This is a genomic window from Alkalibacillus haloalkaliphilus, assembly GCF_007991275.1.
GTDB lineage: Bacteria > Bacillota > Bacilli > Bacillales > Alkalibacillaceae > Alkalibacillus > Alkalibacillus haloalkaliphilus.
Genome location: NZ_BJYA01000001.1, coordinates 92,714 through 114,842, shown reverse-complemented (window position 1 = coordinate 114,842; position 22,129 = coordinate 92,714). Strand labels below are relative to the sequence as shown.

Genomic DNA, 22,129 nt, shown 5'->3' with positions numbered 1-22,129 from the left:
AATTGGTGAGTGCTAATTGATGCGAGTGCCAATGAATATGATCGAACGCCAAAAAGTGGCCCGCGAACGCCAAAATAGTATGACCTAACGCCAAATAAACTTAGTGAGCGCCAAAATAGTGTGACCGAACGCCAAATAAACTTCGTGAGCGCCAAAATAGTGTGACCGAGCGCCAAATAAACTTCATGAGCGCCAAAAAGCAGTGCGCGAACGCCAAATAAACTTCACGAACGCCAAAAAGCACTCCGCAAACGCCAAAAAACTACACCAACTCCAAACCCGACGCAACCACCAATTAAACCACAACAAACTAACCTCTAACCCCCACCAAACACCACCAAAACAGCAATTGAAAATTTATGATTGACGGGCTATTTTTCCAAAATTATAATGGCATGGTGTCTTGTGTGAAAAATAGAATTGCCCTATTGAATTATCTAATAAACATTTTCAATATGTGTAAATTAATATAGAAGCGTTAGGAGGAACAGTGTTGGAAAACTTATTAATGATTATGATGATCATCGGTGCTTTAGGGGTGCTGTCACAGTGGATTGCTTGGCGCACACGCTTGCCAGCAATTGTAGTTATGGCGATTGTTGGTTTACTAGCTGGTCCTGTATTCGGTATTATCAATCCTGAAGCAGACTTAGGCGACCTTTATGGGCCGTTAATCTCGATTGCTGTTGGTATCATATTATTCGAAGGTAGTTTGAATTTAGATTTCCGTGAAATTAAAGGTATGCGAAAGCCAGTCTTTCGTATTGTAACTGTAGGTGCCTTTCTAGCATGGATTTTTGGTTCATTAGCAGCACATTACGTAGCTGGCTTATCGTGGGCTGTTGCGTTCGTTATTGGTGGTATTTTCATTGTAACAGGGCCAACGGTAATCTTGCCTCTTTTAAGGCAGGCGAAGTTAAAGCCTAGAGCAGCTGCCATTCTAAAATGGGAAGGAATCGTTGTCGACCCATTTGGCGCTTTATTAGCTGTTTTCTCATTCGAATTTATTAAGTTCTTAACAATTGAAACCGTCACATTTGATGCAGTTATTATGTTCTTATTAGCATCGATCTTAGCTGGTATCATTGGTGCGGCGTTCGGTTATGGAATTGGCTGGTCATTTGAAAGAGGTCTAGTACCAGAATTCTTAAAATCACCAGTTGTTTTAGTTACAGTTATTATGGCGTTTGCTTTAAGTGACTTTATTATGCATGAAACAGGTCTACTTGCAGTAACTGTAATGGGTATGACCATTGCGAATATGCATATATCAGCTATTAGTGATATGCGTCACTTTAAAGAAAACATTTCGATCTTACTCATTTCAGTCATTTTCATTATGTTAACTGCATCATTAGATCGCGAAACATTATTATCAATCTTTGATTTAAATATTATGCTATTTATCATAATGATGTTATTCGTAATTCGTCCGTTAACCATCTTCTTATCAACGATGGGTACGAATCTTGAATTCCGTGAAAAACTACTCGTTGGTTGGATTGCGCCAAGAGGTATTGTTGCTTTAACGGTATCAGCTTACTTTGCCAACGTTTTAATTGATGCTGGATTCCAAGATGCTGAGATCCTAACGTCGCTTACGTTCGGTTTAGTGTTTGGTACAGTGTTAGCGCACGGCTTTTCAATCGGATGGCTATCGCGTAAGTTAGGCTTATCAACGGATACTAAAGATGGAGTCTTGTTTGTTGGTTCTAACAAGTTCTCAGCTAACTTTGCGAAGGCTTTACAAGACTTAGGGGTGCCAGTCATTATTACAGATGCATCTTCGAGTCGTTTAACACACGCAACGAAAGCTGAAGTACCTTATGAACACGAAGAAATCTTATCAGAACAAATGGAGTATCAATTAGATATGACGCCGTATGATTACATGTTGAGTGTTACAGAGTTTGACTCTTATAACACGCTTGTCAGCTCAACATTCAAACCTGAATACGGTAAAGAACACTTATTCCAATTACCATTGCAAACAAATGAAGGTGACCAATTAAGTGAAGTAAGTCACCATATAAGTGGTACGGTTCTATTTGATGGTCAAGTAACTTGGACTTCTCTAAACGAAAAAATTAATGATGGATTCATTTTCGAAAAGGCTCCGATTACAGAGTCATACACTTATGATGACTTCTTAAATGATCGAAGCGAAGAAGATGTAATACTAGCCATTGTGAAACAGTCTGGTTCGGTTAACTTCTTTACACCAGAAAACAATCTAACAGCAGAACCAGGAGATCAAATTATAAGTTTAGCTAAACCAGAATAAATCATGTCCCTCCTTACTATTTATTAAGTAAGGAGGGATTTTTTTATGGGTTAAAGCTTAAATGTTATGTATATTACCCCAGTTCGTTTCGATTGAGGTAATAAAATCCCTGTTCTATATAAGAAATTAAACTGGAAGTCAAATTACAAATTTCAAGTAATAGGGAACAAAAGAAAGGATATTGAATTATAAAAAAGAATAGACACTCATAGATATAAACTACCAAACTATGACAAGAATAATCGATATATTTCTGAAAATTCGGCGTTTGTGACGAACCTTTTTTGTTCGATACCATTTAAGTTAGGAATATAGCTCTACATAAATAATTCAATATAAGAAAATTTTAGTAATATAAGTTTCAGAATTTTATATATGGGGTAATAGAGTATTAGGCACTCTATGTCATTAGTAGACAGAGGAGGAACAATGTGAAAGATCATTCGTTTTGGAAGAGCCCGTTTTTTAGTCGGATTGGAAAAGCTCTTCGCATCATAGATCAAGGCTTCTTGAAATTAGAAGAGATTATTTTAAGTGGGGCTGTTATCGTAATTGCCGTTATGATTGCTGGCAATGTTCTTAGTCGTGAATTGTTTGGGCCTAGTATTTGGTTCCACTCAGAAGTGTCTTTGTTTGCTGTTGTAATTGCAACGTTTATGGGGATTAGTTACGCAGCTAGAAAAGGACGTCATATTAGTATGTCCGCAATATATGACACGGTTCCTTGGAAAGTTAGAAAAACAATGGCAATCTTTATTCCAGCCGTTACAGCTATAACATTGTTTTACTTATCATATGTTTCGTTTAACTATACATTAACTGTATTTGATTCAGGGAGAACAACAACTGCCTTAGAAGTTCAACAAGGTTACCTTTACATGTTTATCCCGATCGGCTTCTTTACAGGGGCAATTCAGTTTACACGTAATACAATTGTGAATCTTGTTAATAAAGAAGTTTATATCGGAACTGATGCAAAAGATTATAACGATTTAGAACCAGAAAAGCGTGAATTAGATGATAACTTGCAAGTCTAAAAAAGGGTAAAGTGAGGAGCAAACCATGTTAACAGCTTTATTAGGTATTATGTTTGTTCTCCTGATGCTAAACTTTCCAATGATGATTCCGCTAATTATCGCACCTTTTATAGTAGCGGTCTTTTTCTCACCGTTATTGGATACGTCAATGATGGTTCCGCAATTAATTACGGGGATTAGTACTTATGAATTATTGTGTGTGCCGTTATTTATTTTCGCAGCCGATATTATGACATCAGGGAGAACTTCAGAACGTTTACTTGATTTTATTGGATCTTTCGTTCGTCACATTCGTGGTGGTTATGCTGTAACTACAGCTGCTGCATGTACGATGTTTGGTTCGATTTCAGGTTCGACGCAAGCTACCGTTGTTGCAATCGGTCGACCGATGCGAGAGCGTATGCTTCGTGCAGGATATAAAGATTCAAGCACAATGGCATTAATTATTAACGCAAGTGACGTTGCGTTGCTAGTACCGCCGAGTATTGGGCTTATTATTTATGGACTAGCTGCAAGAGAGTCAATCGGCGACTTATTTATTGCCGGGATTTTACCTGGTGTAATGGTGTTCTTAGTTTTTGCTACATACAGCATTATTTACGCCAAGATGAAAAATATACCTTTAGCAGCAAAAGCTGATTGGAAAGAACGTTTCCAAGCATTTCGTAAAGCGATTTTACCATTAGGTTTCCCGATCTTAGTAATTGGTGGTATCTATTCAGGTTACTTTACGGCAACAGAAGCTGCAGGTGTTTCGGTATTGTATGCGTTAATACTTGAAGTTTTAGTATACAGATCGATCCATATTAAAAAGATTCCTAGCATTGCATTATCTACTGGTTTAGTTACATCAGTTGTATTTATATTAGTTGCTGGTGGTCAAGTCTTTACATTCTTAATTAACTTAGAAAATATTCCGAGAATGTTAACAGAGACTGTTTTAGGAACAGACCCAACAGCATTGTATGTATTAATTATTGTAAGTATTTTCTTCTTTGTGGGTTGTATGTTTGTCGACCCGATTGTCGTTATATTAGTTTTAACGCCAATTTTCTTACCAGCTGCAGAGGCTGCAGGAGTCGACCCAATTCATTTGGGTATTATCATTACGTTCCAGGCGGCGTTAGGTTCAGCGACACCACCGTTTGGAGTCGACATATTCACCGCCAGTGCCGTCTTTAACCGGCCATATATGGAGGTTATTAAAGGAACACCGCCATTCATTATAATGATGGTGCTTATGTCGATTGTATTAATTCTGTTTCCACAGATTTCTCTTGCATTGTTGTAAGGGAAACTATAAAATACTATATATTTTTAGGGGGTAATGATTATTTTTAAATTAAGGAATGTTGGTTTAGCTTTAGCTATGGTTCTAACATTAGGATTTTTAGCAGCCTGTGGAGGAGATAGCGGTGGAGATGGAGACGCTACTCAAAACTGGCGCTTTGTAACTGAGGAAGTAGAAGGACAAGTACAATATGTGTATGCGCAAGAATTTGCTGATCGCATGTACGAAAAGACAGATGGTGAAGTACAAATTGATGTATATGAATTCGGTGGACTTGGTGAAGAAACAGACCAAGTTGACCAATTAATGCAAGGGACTGTAGAAATGGCTGTTATGTCTCCAGGTTTCACTGGTGATATGGTATCTGAAGGTCAATTATTTGCATTACATTTCTTATTCCCAGATGATGTTGCAACAACTCAAGAGATTTTAACGAATAGTGAAGCGTTAAATACAGATCTACGTGAGCGTTATGAAGAGCATAACATTTCGCCGCTTGCGTATTGGACTGAAGGTGCAATGCAGTGGACTTCAAATGATGAACCACTAACATCACCTGAAGACTTTGAGAACTTCCAAATGCGTATTCAAATGTCTCCGTTAATCCGTGAGTCATATGAAGCTTATGGTGCAGACCCACAAGACATGAGTTGGGGTGAGTTATACACTGCGTTAGATCGTGGTACAGTTGACGGTCAAGAAAACCCAATCTTCTTTATTGGTGATGCATCATTCCACGAAGTACAAGATTACATGACAATGTCAAACCACAATAACTATGTGGCGATGACGACAGTTAATACTGAATGGTATAACGAATTAGATGATGACATTCGTGCTTTAGTTGATGAAACAACTGAAGAGATGCAAGATTGGATCTTTGACGAGCAAGAGCGTCAAAACGAAGAGTTCATCACAATTATTGAAGAAGATACAGATAACCCAACAGAAATTGTTGAGTTAACTGAAGAAGAGCGTCAAGTATTTAGAGATATCGCTACAGATGTTCGCGAGTTCTATCGTTCTGAAGTATCAGAACTTGGTGGCGAAATCCTAGATAAGCTTGAAGAGGAAATTGCAGAACACGAATAATGATCTGTGGAAAGAAAGAGCAGTGCCGAATAGGTACTGCTCTTTTTTATGTTTTAACGTCAACATACTTAAAACAAACCAACCCATTTATTACCTTCATTAGGAAAACACCATTGTGGAGATAATATAATCAGCATTTTTTCTTCCTATATATATGCTGAGGAGAGTAAATACATGGATTGGTCTTTGTTATTAGAGTATAGCTGGGTTTTACTAATTTTAATCGTATTAGAAGGAATCCTTGCCGCTGATAACGCTATGGTACTTGCGATTATGGTTAAGCACCTCCCAGAAAAAGAACGTAAAAAGGCCCTATTTTACGGTTTGTTAGGTGCGTTTATCTTCCGGGTAGGGTCACTGTTTATCATTTCATTTTTAGTCGACGTATGGCAAATTCAAGCGATCGGTGCATTATATTTATTATTTATAGCAGGTAACCATGTGGTTCGGAAATTTGTATTGAATCAATACAGTAAAGAAGCAAAACTTGAAAAGGCAAAAAAGAAAAAGGAATCAGGTTTCTGGACGACGGTTCTAAAAGTTGAATTAGCAGATATCGCCTTTGCAGTGGACTCAATACTAGCAGCAGTCGCAATAGCAATGGTTTTACCCGCAACACCTTTACCAGCAATAGGTGGGATGGATGGAGGACAGTTTCTCGTTATACTATTTGGTGGTTTAATTGGTGTCATTATTATGCGATTTGCCGCCACCTACTTCGTAAAGTTGATCAAGAAAAGGCCGGGCCTCGAAACAGCAGCCTTCTTAATTGTTGGTTGGGTAGGTGTGAAGCTTGTAGTGTTTACTTTATCTCACGAAGATGTGGCCATATTACCATATGACTTTGCGCACTCGACGTTATGGAAGGTCATTTTTTATGGTGTATTAGTGTTAATTGCAGTCATTGGTTGGTTTTCAACTAAGGAACAACCGATAGAGGATGAACAGACGAAAGAATTAATTGACGAAATGAAGTAGTCCACCTAAATTGTCTGAGCCTTGCAATGTTCTTTTCCAAGCTCCCTGTTCATATAGTATGTTACAGGAGTTTAAGGAGGGAGCTTATGGTTCACTACAGGTACTTCATGGGAGGCACAACAGCAAAGGGGTATGTGAACTTTTATGAGAATTTAATCGAACAGTTGGATCGAGTTGTCTATATCGAAGGCGGTTTTACATCAATTGTTAGTCCTATACTTCAACGTATCGCAAATAGGTACTCAGACGATTATGCTATCGAATACATTCACAATCATTTAATGCCAGACCAACTAGAAGGAATCGTCATACCATCGTTAAGCATTGGTGTATTTGATCGTACGAAAATGAATCAAAAACGACTCGTTTACCCGTCTTTATATGAAAAGCTAATTTATCTAGGTGACGGATATGATACAGATTATTTAAAAGAGCACGAGTATGAACTAGTCCAGTACCAGGAAGAAGTGAAGCGTTTATACACAGAGTCGATTAACCACTTCCAAACAGCCTTAGAGCACCATCACCGTGTTGAAAAGATTTATATTGATTATTTGAATGTTAGAAAGGCTAATAAAGAAACGGAAGACCTTTTAAAAGATTTACTAGCTGATCACAGTTTGAATAAACCTGGAGCAGTTAAACATCGCTATTTAGGAGCTGCAACCCCTCAAGGTCCAATCGATTACGTTATGGAGTTAACTGAACAGTTAAATAGGCGAATTTTTATTAAAGGTCGATCAGGAACGGGTAAGTCGACGATGCTTCGCAAATTAGCACACGAAGCCAAAGACCGTGGATTTGATGTAGAGATTTACCATTGTGGGTTTGACCCAGGAAGTTTAGACATGTTGATTTTACGAGAGCTTAGTGTAGCTATCTTTGACGCAACAGCCCCACACGAGCATGATCCAGTGAAAGAGACCGATGAAGTTCTAGATGTATATAAACTGTTTGTCGATGGCAACCCGGACGTTGTTCATCAAGACCGTTTGAAAAAATATAAAGGCGCATATAAAGATGAAATGATTAGCGCAAGAGATGTCCTAAAAGAGATTAAAGAACACCAAATGAAGTTTGAAAAGATCTATAAAGAAGCGTGCGCCCCAGAGTTTATTCAAGAAATAGAAGATGATTTATTAGAATGGATTAAAAGTGTTGAGTAAAAGGTCCCAAAGGCAGCTGTGATTAAAGAATCATAGCTGTTTTTGTATTCAAAACTTTTTTAATTGGGCATAGTATGAAATAATGAAGTAAATGCATTCAATAAGGAGTGGCAAGTCAAAATGGTACCAACGAAAGAGCAATTATCGAAGTATGCTCATTTAACAATTCAAATGGGTGTAAACGTACAAAAAGGACAAGCATTATTAATTAATGCTCCAATTGAAGCAAGACAATTTGTTCATCACCTTGTAGATGAAGCTTATGAAGCAGGTTCAGAAGATGTTCAAGTAAATTGGATTGACGAAGTATTGACGAAAAAACGCTATGACCATGAACCATTAAGTGTACTTGAGCATGTTCCTAATTGGGTAGTAGAACGACAAATGACACATGCTAAAAACGGTGGTGCAGTGCTTAACATTCACGCGCCAAACCCAGATTTACTTGAAGATGTAGATGCTGAACGCGTTGCTAAGGCGAGTAAAGCTCGTAGTGAAGCATTGAAAGATTTTAAAAAGTATATTATCAATGACAAAATCCAATGGTCAATCGTTTCTGTTCCTACAGAAGCTTGGGCTAAAAAGATTTACGATACAGATGACGCTGACAAAGCTGTTGAAGATTTGTGGAAGCGAATCTTCCAAATTGTCCGTGTTGATCAAGACGATCCCATTCAAGCTTGGAAAGATCATAATGAGACGTTATTCCACATTCGTGATTACTTAAATGACAAGCAGTACGACGCATTAGAGTATAGTTCTGAATACGTTGACTTAACCGTTAAACTTCCAGAAAATCACGTTTGGGCTGGTGGTGGAGCTGTTGCGGAAACAGGAGCATCATTTAATCCGAACATGCCAACCGAAGAAGTATTTACAGCACCAGACTTCAGAGGCGTAAACGGAACAGTTCAAAATACGAAACCATTAAACTACAATGGCAACTTAATTGATGACTTTAAATTAACATTTAAAGATGGTGAAGTCGTTGAATATGAAGCAAGTAAAGGTAAAGAGACGTTGAAACACTTACTTGATTCAGATGAAGGCGCGAAGTATTTAGGTGAAATTGCACTCGTTCCTCACTCATCACCTATTTCACAATCAGAGTTAGTCTTCTTTAACACATTGTATGATGAGAACGCTTCATGTCACTTAGCGTTAGGCTCTGCTTATCCAACTAACGTTGAAGGTGGCGAAAAGCTAGAAGATGAAGAGTTAAAGGAAAAGGGAATTAATACAAGCCTAATTCACGAAGACTTCATGGTTGGTTCAGCCGATCTTAATGTATATGGTGTTACAAAAGATGGCGACAAAGAGCCAATTATTAAAGACGGTGAATGGGCAATCAAAGGTGCGTAACCAAGGTGATTAACTATGACGTTAATAGGTAAAGCAATAAAGTGGTATCGGACAGAGCAGAACCTCACCCAAGGGCAGTTGGCAGATGGCATCTGCTCTGTCACTTACATAAGTAAATTAGAAAATGGTCAGATTGATTTAAAAGAAGATGTGGTCATTCAGTTAACTAATCGACTGCAAATTGATCAGTATCAATTAATTGGGCAGCCTAATCAGCAGTTTCGAGAAAGGTTACGCAAATGGCTAAGCGATATTCATATTTATCATATTCCTGAGGCACACAAGCATAAAGAACTCGTTGAACAAGTGGATAAGGGTTATATGTATATTGAAGATCAATATTTATACCTTTTAGCTAAGTTTGGTTATTGTTTATTAACCGACCAGTTAAAAGGTGCGGATGCGCTGTATGAATTCATTGAGAAAAGACGCATGATCTTTGAAGCTTGTGACCCATTTAGCTTTTATAAGTTCGTCGGTATCTATTACCGAAGGAAAGGCCTTTATAACAATGCTATAAAGCACTTGGAGAAAGCGGAAAACATATTAGGAGATCGTGAAGACCCAGAACTTCACTTAGTGATGGCAACAGTGTACAGTCGTTTGAATGAAATATTAGTATCTAACAAACACGCTCAAAAAGCGTATTCAATCTTCCAAGAGAAGCTGTTCTATGTGCGAATGATTGATTGCCAAGTTGTATTAGGAGTAAACTATTGTTTAGTTGGCGATTTCTACTCAGCCGAATCCTATTTTAATAAGCTAAAAGAAGTAGACGGTGAACATCTATTAGATAAGACGCGAGCGAATATTTATCATCATATTGCTTATATCCATTTTCATAAAAAAGAATTTGGTGAGGCTGAAAGTTATTTTAAACGAGTTTTACAGTTTAATATTAATGAAAGTGATTTTTTAAATTCAAGATACTTATTATCTTATATTTACTTTACGACAAATCAATATCACCTCGCTAAAGAATACGTTCAAAAAGGCTTGATCTTAGCCTACGAGCACAACCATCAACGTTATCAAATTAAATTTAAAGTGTTAAATATGAGATTAGAGAATGATGATGAAGGCTTATTGAACTACTTAAAAGAAAAAGTAATCCCGTTTTTTGAAGGTAATGGAGAGAATATTGAATTAAAACATTACTATTATTTATACGGCAAGTTACTGTATCAGTTTAATAGGTATAAAAAAGCTGCAGAATACTTCATGTTAGCACGTGATGACTTTATGGTATAACAAATCCCCAACAAGTGATTTCCACTCGTTGGGGATTTTTGTATTGAATTTAAAGTTATATTAGAAAATTAAGTGAGCCATTAATACGATAACAGGTAGTGTAATAGCAGTACGTAGTAAGAAAATCGCAACTAGTCTTCTAAAGTTAATTGGAATATTAGATGCTAATAGCACACCACCGACTTCTGATAAATAAATTAACTGAACAACACTTAAAGCAGCAACGATGAATCGTGTCATTTCATTACCAACTGACTCAATCATTAAAGCAGGTAAGAACATATCTGTAAACCCGATCAGAATCGTTTCAGCAGCAGCCTGTGCTTCAGGCACTTGCATCAATTCTAAAAGCGGTACAAATGGTGTACCAATCCATGTGAAGAATGGTGTCATTTCAGCAACAATTAAACCGAGTGTACCAACAGCCATTACAATTGGTAAAACACCAACCCACATGTCTAAAATGTTTTTAGACGCTGCTTTCATGTAACCTGTAATGCCTGGTGACTTTTCAGCACGCGTTACAGCCTGCCTATAACCCCATGTAAAAGTATTGTAATTGCTAGGAATTGACTCGTCTAATTGATTTTCCTCACCTGTATACGTCTCATCTGGAATACGAGATAACGGTGGAATACGTGGCATAATTAATGCCGCGACTAAACCAGCAACGAAGATTGTCCCGTAAAGCGGTAAGAACATATGCATTAAGTCAACTTCTTGGATAATGGTAATCGTAAACGTAATAGAAACAACCGAGAATGTCGTACCGATCACTGCAGCCTCGCGTTTCGTATAGTAACCTTGCTCATATTGTTGGTTCGTTAATAGCACACCTACTGTACCATCACCAAACCATGATGTTAAGTTATCAACCGTTGAACGCCCTGGTAGTTTAAAGACTGGACGCATAATTTTAGCGAATAATGCACCGATTAATTCTAGTAAACCAAAGCTTAATAGTAACGGTAATAATAAACCGGCAAATAAGAATACTGTTAATAAGAATGTGAGTAGACCATCTAATAGTAACCCACCAGTATAATCAGAATAGATGCCTTCCCAACCGATTTGAAAGTAAGTGAGAATAGCGAAGATCATACCTAGTAGACGGATTGTAGTCCATACAGGCCCTACATTAAATAAAGTTCCAGCTAACGTATCCTTCGAAAATTTACTCGAATCATTTTGGTGCACAAAATGTGCTATAACTGAAAGAATCGCAGAGATAGATATAATTAAAACTATGAGTATAACGGCGAAACCACCGAAAAATTCTAGTAATTCATTAGCTAATACTGCAACAGGAATGCTTGTCTCTCCATCGTAAGTAATTGGTGTCATGAAGAAGAAAATACCTAATGCCGATAGAATAAGAAACTTCAAATGATATTTTAATGAAATAGATTTTTGTTCCATCAATAGACCTCCCTTAACCAAATAATATTATGACACATTCATGTTTATGCAACAAGGTGCAAAATTATAACCAAAAAAGTCTGTCAGCTTAGCAAAGTAGAGAGAATAGTTAGCTAGACGAAAAGTTCTTGTTCCGAATGAATTGTTTTCTAAAAATAACAATTTAAAATTTTCTGAAAAAGAACTTTACAATATATTATAATACAATTATAATAGAATTTGAATGATTATTTTGCCTCGTTAAGAAACATGTAATAATAAAGAGATAGCGTAAATAGTTTTACATGATCGGGAGGTTACATAGGTGGAGAAAACTTGTAAAAAACTAGTGGATGAGTTCAAATCAGAACTAGGTAGAGATTTATGTTCGAAAGAGAAAGACTTTATCTGTTGGTTGTATCGCGAACATAAAAAAGAGACGAGTCAACAAATAAAATTATAAGATGAACACCGTACACTGCCTTTTAGCAGTGTCTTATTTTTATTTGATATATTTTATCAATTTAAAGCGTTGACACTAAAAAGGGGTTATGTGATAAAATTTAATAGAATTAAAGGTTCAAAAATAGTTTCACATATGTTAAGTTTAGTCATTATAAATTAAAAAGGAGTGAACATCATGAGTGGATCAGGAATAGGCCACGATCAATGGAAAACAAGATTCGGTTTCATGTTAGCTGCCATGGGATCAGCAGTTGGGTTAGGTAACATATGGCGTTTCTCTTACGTTGCAGGTGAAAGTGGAGGAGCGACATTTCTATTAATATATTTGTTTTTTGTTCTTATAATCGGTATACCGTTACTCTTAACGGAATTTAGTATAGGAAAAGCAGGACAAATGGACGCAGTCGGTTCCTTTAAACGTTTAGCACCGAATACGAAATGGCACCTTACGGGTTTAATGGGTGTGATTGGTGGTATTTTAATATTAAGCTTCTATAGTGTTGTTTCTGGTTGGACTTTATTTTATTTATATCAATATGTAACAGGAGCTTATTGGACTGAACCAGACGGTGGTTTCGGAGCTGCGTTTGAAGCATGGACGAGTAATCCAGTAGCACCATTGTTCTGGCAAGCACTATTTTTAGGACTAACGATTTTAATCGTTATGAGAGGTATTAAAAAAGGTATTGAGAAAGCTAACAACGTTCTTATGCCTGCATTAGCTATTTTACTAATATTTATGGCTGCTTACGGTTTAACGTTAGATGGAGCGAGTGAAGGTTTAGTATTCTTATTTACTCCTGATTGGTCAATGTTAGCAGAGCCTTCTGTTTACTTTATGGCATTAGGACAAGCATTCTTCTCATTAAGTATCGGTATTTGCGGTATGTTGACATACAGCAGTTACTTAAAAGCTAAAGACCGTTTGCCAGCAGCAACAGTTGGAATTGGTTTAATGGATACCGTTTTCGCTTTAATTGCTGGTGTGATGATCTTTACAGCTGTATTTAGTTACGGAGTTGAACCTGATTCAGGTCCACCTCTAGTATTTATCATTTTACCGAGTATTTTTGAAGGAATGCCAGCAGGCCACATTGTCGGAATTGTATTTTTCGTACTATTAACGATGGCAGCATTCTCATCAGCGTTATCGCTATTAGAATTACCAGTGGCTTACGTTCACCGTACTTTAGGTTTAACTCGTAAAGCGGCGACATTAACTATGGGATCAATCATTTTCGTCTTAGGAATCACAGCTTCATTAGGTTTCGGTGTATGGAGTCATATTCAAATCAATGGCAATAACATTCTAGATATGATGGACAATATTACAGCAAACGTTATTTTACCGTTAGGTGGATTGCTCATGGCGATCTTCGTTGGTTGGTATTTAAACCGCGAACAAGCAGTTAAAAACAGTGAGATTGAATCACCTATATTACAGAAGGTTTGGTACAACATTGTTCGCTTCTTAGTACCAGTCGTAATGGTTGTTATCTTATTCATCTCGTTATTCGACATTTAAAAATTGTGGTATAATCCATTTAGAAACTTAGTAGATTAGGTGATTTAAATGACAATTTCTTATGAAGCGATCGTCGAAAAGATGAAAAATGAATTACAATCGATTGACCCAACTTCATCTCAATCAGACATCCGTGCTAAAATGTATGCAATCCGTTCGTTAGCTGATGTCGTATTGGCATCAGATGATGAAAGTCATACTACGCAAGCGAAATCGGATTCCGTTGTGACATCTCAGTTTGTAACACAAAAGAAAGATCAACCAGAAGTCTCTGACATTGAAGCTAAAATGATGGGAATTGAGAAAAACAAACCGAGCTTCAATGAACAAAAGAGGTTGAAAGAAGAAGATGCAAACGGCGATTCATTATTCGATTTTTAATTTAAACGAACAAGAGGAGCGGTAAAGATGAAGATCTTGTTAATGATTGGGGCAATTAGTGGTTTTATTACAGTTGCATTAGGAGCGTTTGGAGCACACGGATTAGAAAACCGAGTGAGCGAAAAAATGCTGCAAACTTGGGAGAAAGCCGTGCAATACCAAATGTTTCACACGATGGCTATTTTTATAGCATCGATTTTAATGCTCAAAACTGAATTAGCCATTTTTCAAACGTCAGGTTGGGTATTCTTAGTCGGAATTCTCATCTTCTCAGGTAGTTTATATATTTATTCAGTAACAGGTACGAAATTCTTCGCTATGATTACACCAATCGGAGGCCTAGCATTCCTAATCGGTTGGATCGTATTAGCATACGGAATTTCTAAAATGGTTGTTTAAAATTATGCCCAATTAAAGCCTACTCCAAAAAAGGGGTAGGCTTTAATTATTAGTTAGGGTTTAATTAAATGTGTTGGTTCCAAAAAGGACAAATCAAAAGTTATTAAAAATATGATTCATAGTCAACTTGTGTTAGCTGAACGAACACATACTTAGCGGAATCAAAATGCGTAGACTCCTGTGGGAGCAAAGGCCAGGGTGAGACCCCGCAGTGCGTAGCACGAGGAGGCTCATCAGCCGCCCACGGAAAGCGAAGCATTTTGATGGAGCGGGGCTAAAAGATAAACCCGAACGAAGTCAAAAACGATTTCGTTCGGGTTTTGTGTATTAAAAACTTGTTTTGTCCCAGCCTCTTAGTTATGAAGATTTTTAAAACATTTGAGCAAATTTATTTATTGAGTCAAGCTATTGTTTTAATATAAAACTATATATAAATCATAAGGGGTTAAAATTAATGAGATTAATAAGTAAAGGATTAATACTAAGTATCGCCTTAATTATGTTACTACCTATTGTAGTTAGTGCTGATGAACAGACTCAAGAAGACCAATATCGTCTTTCAATAGAAAATGAGTGGTACCCAGCACAAGACGATTTTGAACATCTTGAACTACCATATATTTCATACATATTGGATGCCTTTTTTACAGATAATCAATCAGAGCGCGAACAATTGAACAGACAAATAGACGATCGAATTGCTAATGAATTGTATGAATTTTTCTCAAGTGAACGCGTCGTCGGGCTTACTTATTCAGAGGATGTGCTAGACTATTTAGATGAAAACTTTGAGATCGATGAAGGTGGCGGCTTCTTTAGCGCCATTGGCAATTTCTTCAGTGGTATTGCTAACTTCTTTAGCGGCTTGTTTTCATAGTCATTACTTTTAATAAAAACAGTAATATGGCACAATAATAATGAAGTTGACTGAAGGAGGCGTGAATGATGGCTGATGAAAACAATCAAGAGAAGAAAAGTAGTAACAAATTTACAATTATGAAAGACGATCCTATAGATGGTCACCCAGGTTATAGTGGTGGTGGCGCATTTAGTTTAGAAAATATGTCACCTCTTATCGTTGATCCAAACGAAGACCGCGTATGGGTTGATATGGGAGCGATGCACGCACGTAGTGAAGTGGAAAAGCGCATTAAGTTCGTAACCGATCAAGAAGAAGTTCCAAATGGTAAACCATATTGGATTGTGTGGGTCACCGTTGAACGTGGCGAACACGGACCTTATTACTACGGCGTTGCGGCTTGTTATTTAGAAGTTGATCGTGAAGCGCGTCGTGGTTACAAAGTTTTAGCAGAACACGTTAATCGTATGGATAAATCGTTAAAAGGAAAAATTATATTAGAACATATGGATGATCACTCCAAAGCGTTATTAAGAGACTTCTTAAAAGACTTTAATGAGCAATATTGGGAGTTATCAACAGATGAGTTAAAAGACGTTCTGAAATAATTTTTTTGTCTGAATTGTGAACAGTTAAACTTATGATTGTACTTTTTACTATTTCTTTGTAAAATAAAAACTAAACATGGGGTTAAAACATCATGTTTATTAGGACAAAAAAGCAGGGTTAGCTTCTTCGCTAACCCTGTTTTTTTATGCATTATTCTACTTCGACCTCTTCACAAGTTTCTGTCGGTTCTGTTCCTCTTATATAATACGTTAGGCGAGATCGATCTTCACAAGCCGGCCCGTTTAGAGCACCTGTCATAGGGTCTACATAAACTCCAGTGACACCTGATGGAATTTTGAATGTCTCAACAGTAAGCCCTTCGTGAAGTTCACTCATATAGTCGCCCCAAATTTGTTTAGCAGCTTGTTTTTCTTGTGTTGTTTCAAGAAGTCTATGGTCATCAAATCCTGTCCATACCGCAGTTGTATAGTTAGGGCTAAACCCAACCATCCATGCATCATTTTTAGTTGTTCCGGATTTACCAGCATACTCATGTTCAAGTGCGTGACTGATTGAAGCACCTGTTACGCGTAGATAGTCACTTAAACGGTCATCAAACATCCCAGTCATCATATGTTTTAACACAAACGAATAGTTTTCATCTAATACACGTTCAGGTGTTTTAGCTTGGTGTTGGTACACTGTATCTCCGTTGCGGTCTACAATTTTCTCAATGATATAAGGTTCAACTTGCCAACCACTATTAGCAATTAGAGAATAAGATTTTGCCATATCAAAAGGAGAAACAGAGGTTGTTCCTAAAGCTAAAGGCAATCTAGGCTCAAGGTTATCCTCAATTCCGAATAACTGTGCAGCTTCTACTAAATTTTCAGGTCCCATAAACATATTTGTTTTAACAGCATAAACGTTATCAGAAACGGCTAACGCTTGTGCTAATGTGACTGGACGTTCAGCATAACGGTTATTGTAATTCGATGGATCATAAATTGAACCATCTTCTAAAGTAAACTGAGTAAACGTACTCTCTAACGTCGTCGAAGGCGTGTACCCATAGACTAGTGCTGCATAGTATAAGAAAGGTTTAAACGCTGAGCCAGTCATTCGTTCAGCTCGGACAGCTCTATTATAAGGTGTCGTATGGAAGTTGCGCCCTCCGTGTAAAGCGACAATTTGACCTGTTTGATGATCAAGCGTGACAGCTCCTACTTGATATTCCTCATCTTCAGGTAACCTTTCCATAGACTTTTCTTCTAGTATAGCTTGAGCTCCAGGGTCGATGGTTGTATGAATTTGATAGCCACCAGCCTCAAGTTCCTCTCTTGTTACATCTAAAATGTTAGCTGCTTCACTCATCGCATAATCTAAGAAGTAGTCCCCAATCTCTTGTTGAGCATCAACCGTTGTTACAATTGCTAAAGATTCTTCTAAAGCACTTCGATATTCACTGTTTACAATTTTACCGGTGTCTCTCATTCTACTTAAAATCCATTGCTGCCTCTCAACAGCACGTTCATAATTGTTTATCGGTGAATACAATGAAGGACCTCGTGGCACAGATGCTAATAAAGCGGATTCTGCAACGGTCAATTCTGAAGCGGTTTTATCGAAATAAAACTGACTAGCAGCTTCAATGCCATATTGTCCATGTCCGAAATAGATTGTATTTAAATACCCTTCTAATATCTCATCTTTTGACTGAAAAACTTCAAGTCTTAAAGCGATTAATGCTTCTTGAATTTTTCGTTCCCACGTTCTGTTATGTGTTAGGAAAACGTTTCTAGCGTATTGTTGTGTGATCGTGCTAGCCCCTTGGCTGCGCCGTTGTGTCATAATGTTGTGATAAGCGGCACCGACGATTCGTTTGAAGTCAAAACCGTAGTGTTCATGAAAGTGTTGATCTTCCGCTGCTATAAAAGCATCAATAACATGAGGAGAAATGTCCTCAAGGGAGACTGAATAACGACTTTCGACCCCGTGATTGACAGAAACCACCTCATCATACTGGTCATACACGACTGTATTTTCAGCGGTTTCGAATTCAGGGGGACCTTCGAATAAAATATATGTAAAAATGACAATTATAGTTGATAATAAGAAGACGACAGAAAAGAAGCTTACAACCATTAACTGTTTCATTAGTTTCTTCATGTTTGATGTCTCCCGTCTTTTGCAGTCTTAACAGATAGTATGGAATAACTAGGAAGAAATTAAACATATAACCACCTGCAAAAGGTACAGGCTGTGAAATATTTGTGCTTTTCCGTGTTCTTCTCTTTTATTTCTCATTCCGTTATAATACAATTTGTTATACGTAATGTTTCGGAAATGAAAGTGAGGCAGATTTGAATTGTCTAACCAAGTGTTAAATGTTGATATATCAGTTGATACAGAAATTAAAGACCCTAATGGAACAGAAGAAGTTATTAGTCGACAAGAAAAGGGTTCATATATTCAAAGAGGAAGTTTACATCTAATTAAATATAAAGAAGAAATGGAAGAAGTGGGTGTCGTTCATACGACAGTGATCATTACTGGTGAAAAAATTACACTCAAACGTGAAGGTCCAGTGAAGATGCACCAAGTCTTCCGCATTGGAGCGAATACGGAAAGTATTTATCGACATCCGTACGGTCAGTTCCGCATGGAAACACGTACGAATAGAATGGAATATTACAAAGGTGAAGGAAACCGTTCGGGTAAGATTTTTATACAATACGAAGTCGTTCTAAACGAAGACGAGCCGAGAGAACATACGTTAGAAATGAAATTTAAAGAGGAGGATGCTTGACGTGAACGTTGTTGAACAAGTTGAAAGCCAATTAAAAGAAGCAATTGAACAAGCTGTATTAAAAGCAGAGTTAGCTAGTCAAGAGGAGATGCCACAAGCCGTATTAGAAACGCCTAAAGATAAAAGTCACGGTGATTATGCGACGAATATGGCGATGCAGTTAGCTCGAATCGCTAAGAAAAATCCGCGTCAAATCGCCGAAGAGATCGTAGAGCAAATCGACCAACAAGCAGCTTCTGTTAAATCGGTTGATATAGCGGGTCCTGGCTTTATTAATTTCTTTATGGACACGTCTTACTTAACAGATGTCGTCAACACAATTTTTGACCAAGGTGAAGATTACGGTCAGTCTAATGTTGGGCAAAATGAGCGTGTACAAATTGAGTTCGTCTCGGCGAACCCTACTGGTACATTACACTTAGGCCACGCACGTGGTGCTGCTTACGGTGATACGTTAGCTAATGTAATGGAGAAGGCTGGCTACAGTGTTGAAAGAGAATACTACATCAATGATGCTGGTAACCAAATTGATAACCTGGCCAAATCAATCGAAGTCCGTTACTTTGAAGCGATTGGTGAAGAGAAAGATATGCCAGAAGACGGTTATCGCGGCCAAGATATTATTGATTTAGCGAAAGGCTTAGTTGATTCACACGGCAGAAATTTCTTCGAGATGGATGAAGCTGAACGTCTAAAAAGGTTTAGAGAGCACGGCTTAAAGCATTTGCTACATCAAATTAAACAAGACTTAGAATCGTTTCGAGTGCCTTTTAACTCATGGTTCTCTGAAATGTCATTATATGAAGAAGGTAAAGTAGAAGAAGCGGTTACTTCATTACGTGAAAAAGGTTATGTGTATGAAGAAGATGGCGCTGTTTGGTTCCGTTCAACTGAATTCGGCGATGACAAGGACCGTGTCTTAATTAAACAAGACGGCTCTTATACGTATTTAACGCCTGATATTGCCTATCATCAAAACAAAATTAATCGCGGCTTCACTCATTTAATTAACATATGGGGTGCTGACCACCACGGTTATGTCACACGTATGAAAGCCGCTATACAAGCATTAGGTAATTCTAAAGATCTACTTGATATTAAAATTACACAAATGGTTAACTTATTCGAAAACGGCGAAAAAGTAAAAATGAGTAAGCGTACAGGTAAAGCTGTAACAATGAAAGAATTAATTGAAGAAGTCGGTCTTGATGCAACACGCTATTTCTTTATAATGCGTTCAAACGACTCTCATTTAGACTTCGATATGGATCTAGCACGTTCGGAATCTAACGATAACCCTGTCTATTATGTTCAGTATGCACACGCACGTATTTGTAGCATGCTAAAACAAGCAGAAGAAAAAGGGGTAGACGTTGAAGCAGATGCTGATGTGTCATTGTTAGTAGCTGAGAAAGAAATTGACTTATTAAAACGATTAGGTGACTATCCGCAAGTGATCTCTGAAGCGGCAACGAAGAAGATGCCACACCGCATTCCGCAGTATGTATTTGACTTAGCATCTGACCTTCATAGCTTTTACAATGCGGAAAAAGTAATCGACTTAGAACAAGTTGAATTAACTAAAGCGCGTATTGCCTTAATGAAAGCAACGAGAACCGTTCTTCAAGACGCACTTAACATAATTGGCGTTCACGCACCTGAAAAAATGTAATGATAGACCTTAGCTACTTCATGAACGGTATTTGATGAGGTAGACATAAAAGCTAAAAGATGACCCCAAGGCTTGTTTGGGGTCATCTTTTTTAATTGCTCAATGTAAGTCGTTCAAAGTCTTTGGGGGGATAAAATAGCTGAGCAGTGGAAATGCACGAAGACTCCAATGGGAACAGCGCGAGCCGAAAATCACCCAAAACGACACGGCAGTGAGTTTTGGGAAGTTGAGGCCGTGTCCATGGAAAGCGAAGTGTATTTCCACTGCGGAAGGTTTAAGCGTTACCTTTAAGGCAATAACATAGAACTTAATTGTTTCAAAGCAACGGTCTAAAAATATAAGCGATCGCTTTGTTAATCGCCATAACAAACCGATTAGGCTGCTCAAGCCATTCTTTATATAATCCGACAGAATCTTTTACATCTTCCTCATAATAACTATTAATCCGCTTAATCACTTCTTCGTCATATAGTAAAACGTTCACTTCATCATTAAGGTAAATGCTTCTCCGATCAAAATTAGCCGTCCCTATATCGATCACGTAATCATCAACTAATAACAACTTAGCATGATAGAATCCATTATTAAATAAATGAACATTCGCCCCAGCCTGTTCCATTCTTTTTAAGTAAGGAATCGAAGCTTCTTTAACAAAAGGATGATCTGATTCATGCGGGTATAAAACATCGACCTGTACACCTTGCTCAGCTTTCTCTTCTAATAAACTAATTAAGGCTTCGTTAGGAATGAAGTAAGGGGAGCCGATTTTTATATGCGATTGAGCCCTGTTAATCAAATCATAAAAGCTACCTTCTAAAGAACCATGCGAAGTCGGTCGTAATTGCGTTTTGCTTGCCCCTTTTATGTTTGACTGAGTTGATACCGGAAGTAGAACTCCGTTATTGCGAACCCAATCTCGTTTAAATAAGTCCAAAACATCTTTTACAATCCCCCCAGTTAACCTCAAATGGTAATCCCGCCATAAAGAGAACTTAGAACTTGCGTTGACGTATTGGTTACCAACGTTAAAACCACCGATATATGCTGCGGTTCCATCAATGATCGTGATTTTACGGTGATTACGGTGATTGACAGAGTAAAAGAAATTCTTAAAAGAGATTTTATTGCTGAACGAAAAATGAACACCTGACTGTTTTAGATCTTTTCTAATATCTTTAGAAAGAGCTCTAGAGCCAATACGGTCAACAATTAAGTAAACAGACACGCCTTCATCTGCTTTTTCTTTAATTAACTGTATAAATTCTTGTCCAAATTGATCTTTTTTAATAATGAAGAAGTTAATACATATAAATTGTTTAGCATTACGTATATCTTCGAAGTATTGATCGAACAAGTCGCGTCCATTCCAAAAAAACGTAATATCAGCTTGCCTTAACGGGTAGTTAGGTAGATCCTCTTCTTGTTCTTTACGGTTAGTAATTAAAAATATAATGATAATAACTGCGATGGCAATCAAGACCCACATGGTGCGTGTCCTCCTTCTTTGGTAGTATGTTTTTATTCGAAGTAATGTATGCAAAAAATGATTGACTGAATGTTCATTCAGTGTATAATGAAATTATACGAAAACTTCATCAATTCTGACGCATT

General features: G+C 37.5%; 19 protein-coding genes. 16 read left to right on the top strand and 3 right to left on the bottom strand.

Translation table 11 applies throughout. The features are described from left to right. The first annotated feature begins 493 nt into the window (after positions 1–493). The 8 genes from AHA02nite_RS00520 (at position 494) to AHA02nite_RS00485 (ending at position 10,461) form a co-directional block, all read left to right on the top strand. A complete protein-coding gene (locus AHA02nite_RS00520; protein WP_146813328.1) occupies positions 494–2,284 on the top strand; it encodes a cation:proton antiporter in 1,791 nt (596 codons plus the stop codon). Positions 2,285–2,715: 431 nt separating this feature from the next. Continuing rightward, entirely contained in the window at positions 2,716–3,321 is a 606-nt protein-coding gene (locus AHA02nite_RS00515) for a TRAP transporter small permease (RefSeq protein ID WP_146813326.1), read from the top strand. A 25-nt stretch (positions 3,322–3,346) separates the two neighbouring features. Next, a complete protein-coding gene (locus AHA02nite_RS00510; protein ID WP_146813324.1) occupies positions 3,347–4,612 on the top strand; it encodes a TRAP transporter large permease in 1,266 nt (421 codons plus the stop codon). A gap of 36 nt (positions 4,613–4,648) precedes the next feature. Continuing rightward, on the top strand, positions 4,649–5,704 hold the full coding sequence (locus AHA02nite_RS00505) for a DctP family TRAP transporter solute-binding subunit (protein ID WP_146813322.1): 1,056 nt from the start codon (positions 4,649–4,651) through the stop codon (positions 5,702–5,704). 174 nt (positions 5,705–5,878) lie between these two features. Next, positions 5,879–6,682: a TerC family protein gene (locus AHA02nite_RS00500; protein WP_146813320.1), complete on the top strand. Its 804-nt coding sequence runs from the start codon at positions 5,879–5,881 to the stop codon at positions 6,680–6,682. A gap of 86 nt (positions 6,683–6,768) precedes the next feature. Beyond that, a complete protein-coding gene (locus AHA02nite_RS00495; RefSeq protein ID WP_146813318.1) occupies positions 6,769–7,848 on the top strand; it encodes a hypothetical protein in 1,080 nt (359 codons plus the stop codon). 120 nt (positions 7,849–7,968) lie between these two features. Then, entirely contained in the window at positions 7,969–9,210 is a 1,242-nt protein-coding gene (locus AHA02nite_RS00490) for an aminopeptidase (protein WP_146813316.1), read from the top strand. A gap of 15 nt (positions 9,211–9,225) precedes the next feature. Continuing rightward, positions 9,226–10,461 carry a helix-turn-helix domain-containing protein gene (locus AHA02nite_RS00485; protein ID WP_146813314.1) on the top strand — a complete coding sequence of 412 codons (1,236 nt, stop codon included), beginning with the start codon at positions 9,226–9,228 and terminating at the stop codon, positions 10,459–10,461. 60 nt (positions 10,462–10,521) lie between these two features. Here the strand turns inward: AHA02nite_RS00485 and AHA02nite_RS00480 are convergent, their stop codons facing one another. Then, entirely contained in the window at positions 10,522–11,880 is a 1,359-nt protein-coding gene (locus AHA02nite_RS00480; RefSeq protein WP_146813312.1) for a YjiH family protein, read from the bottom strand. A 304-nt stretch (positions 11,881–12,184) separates the two neighbouring features. Here AHA02nite_RS00480 and AHA02nite_RS15020 point away from each other — a divergent pair, with 304 nt between their 5' ends. The 6 genes from AHA02nite_RS15020 (at position 12,185) to AHA02nite_RS00455 (ending at position 16,096) form a co-directional block, all read left to right on the top strand. Beyond that, on the top strand, positions 12,185–12,322 hold the full coding sequence (locus AHA02nite_RS15020; RefSeq protein WP_170235932.1) for a hypothetical protein: 138 nt from the start codon (positions 12,185–12,187) through the stop codon (positions 12,320–12,322). A 177-nt stretch (positions 12,323–12,499) separates the two neighbouring features. Continuing rightward, positions 12,500–13,849, top strand: a complete 1,350-nt coding sequence (locus tag AHA02nite_RS00475) for a sodium-dependent transporter (RefSeq protein ID WP_146813310.1) — start codon at positions 12,500–12,502, stop codon at positions 13,847–13,849. Positions 13,850–13,897: 48 nt separating this feature from the next. Continuing rightward, positions 13,898–14,230: a YwdI family protein gene (locus AHA02nite_RS00470; protein WP_146813308.1), complete on the top strand. Its 333-nt coding sequence runs from the start codon at positions 13,898–13,900 to the stop codon at positions 14,228–14,230. A 27-nt stretch (positions 14,231–14,257) separates the two neighbouring features. Next, positions 14,258–14,629, top strand: a complete 372-nt coding sequence (locus AHA02nite_RS00465) for a DUF423 domain-containing protein (RefSeq protein WP_146813306.1) — start codon at positions 14,258–14,260, stop codon at positions 14,627–14,629. Between the two features lie 454 nt (positions 14,630–15,083). Continuing rightward, complete coding sequence (locus AHA02nite_RS00460; protein WP_146813304.1) at positions 15,084–15,506, top strand: hypothetical protein; 423 nt, start codon at positions 15,084–15,086, stop codon at positions 15,504–15,506. 68 nt (positions 15,507–15,574) lie between these two features. Beyond that, the gene (locus AHA02nite_RS00455; protein ID WP_146813302.1) at positions 15,575–16,096 is read left to right on the top strand and encodes a YwhD family protein; all 522 of its coding nucleotides are present in this window, start codon (positions 15,575–15,577) and stop codon (positions 16,094–16,096) included. A gap of 151 nt (positions 16,097–16,247) precedes the next feature. On the opposite strand, the gene AHA02nite_RS00450 is transcribed toward AHA02nite_RS00455, so the two are convergent. Next, complete coding sequence (locus AHA02nite_RS00450; protein WP_146813300.1) at positions 16,248–18,206, bottom strand: transglycosylase domain-containing protein; 1,959 nt, start codon at positions 18,204–18,206, stop codon at positions 16,248–16,250. A gap of 199 nt (positions 18,207–18,405) precedes the next feature. Here AHA02nite_RS00450 and AHA02nite_RS00445 point away from each other — a divergent pair, with 199 nt between their 5' ends. Both AHA02nite_RS00445 and argS read left to right on the top strand, forming a co-directional pair. Next, a complete protein-coding gene (locus AHA02nite_RS00445) occupies positions 18,406–18,846 on the top strand; it encodes a DUF1934 domain-containing protein (RefSeq protein WP_017186178.1) in 441 nt (146 codons plus the stop codon). 1 nt (position 18,847) lies between these two features. Next, complete coding sequence (gene argS, locus AHA02nite_RS00440) at positions 18,848–20,518, top strand: arginine--tRNA ligase (protein ID WP_146813298.1); 1,671 nt, start codon at positions 18,848–18,850, stop codon at positions 20,516–20,518. Between the two features lie 316 nt (positions 20,519–20,834). Here the strand turns inward: argS and AHA02nite_RS00435 are convergent, their stop codons facing one another. Beyond that, a complete protein-coding gene (locus AHA02nite_RS00435) occupies positions 20,835–22,004 on the bottom strand; it encodes a phospholipase D-like domain-containing protein (RefSeq protein WP_146813296.1) in 1,170 nt (389 codons plus the stop codon). Positions 22,005–22,129 lie beyond the last annotated feature (125 nt).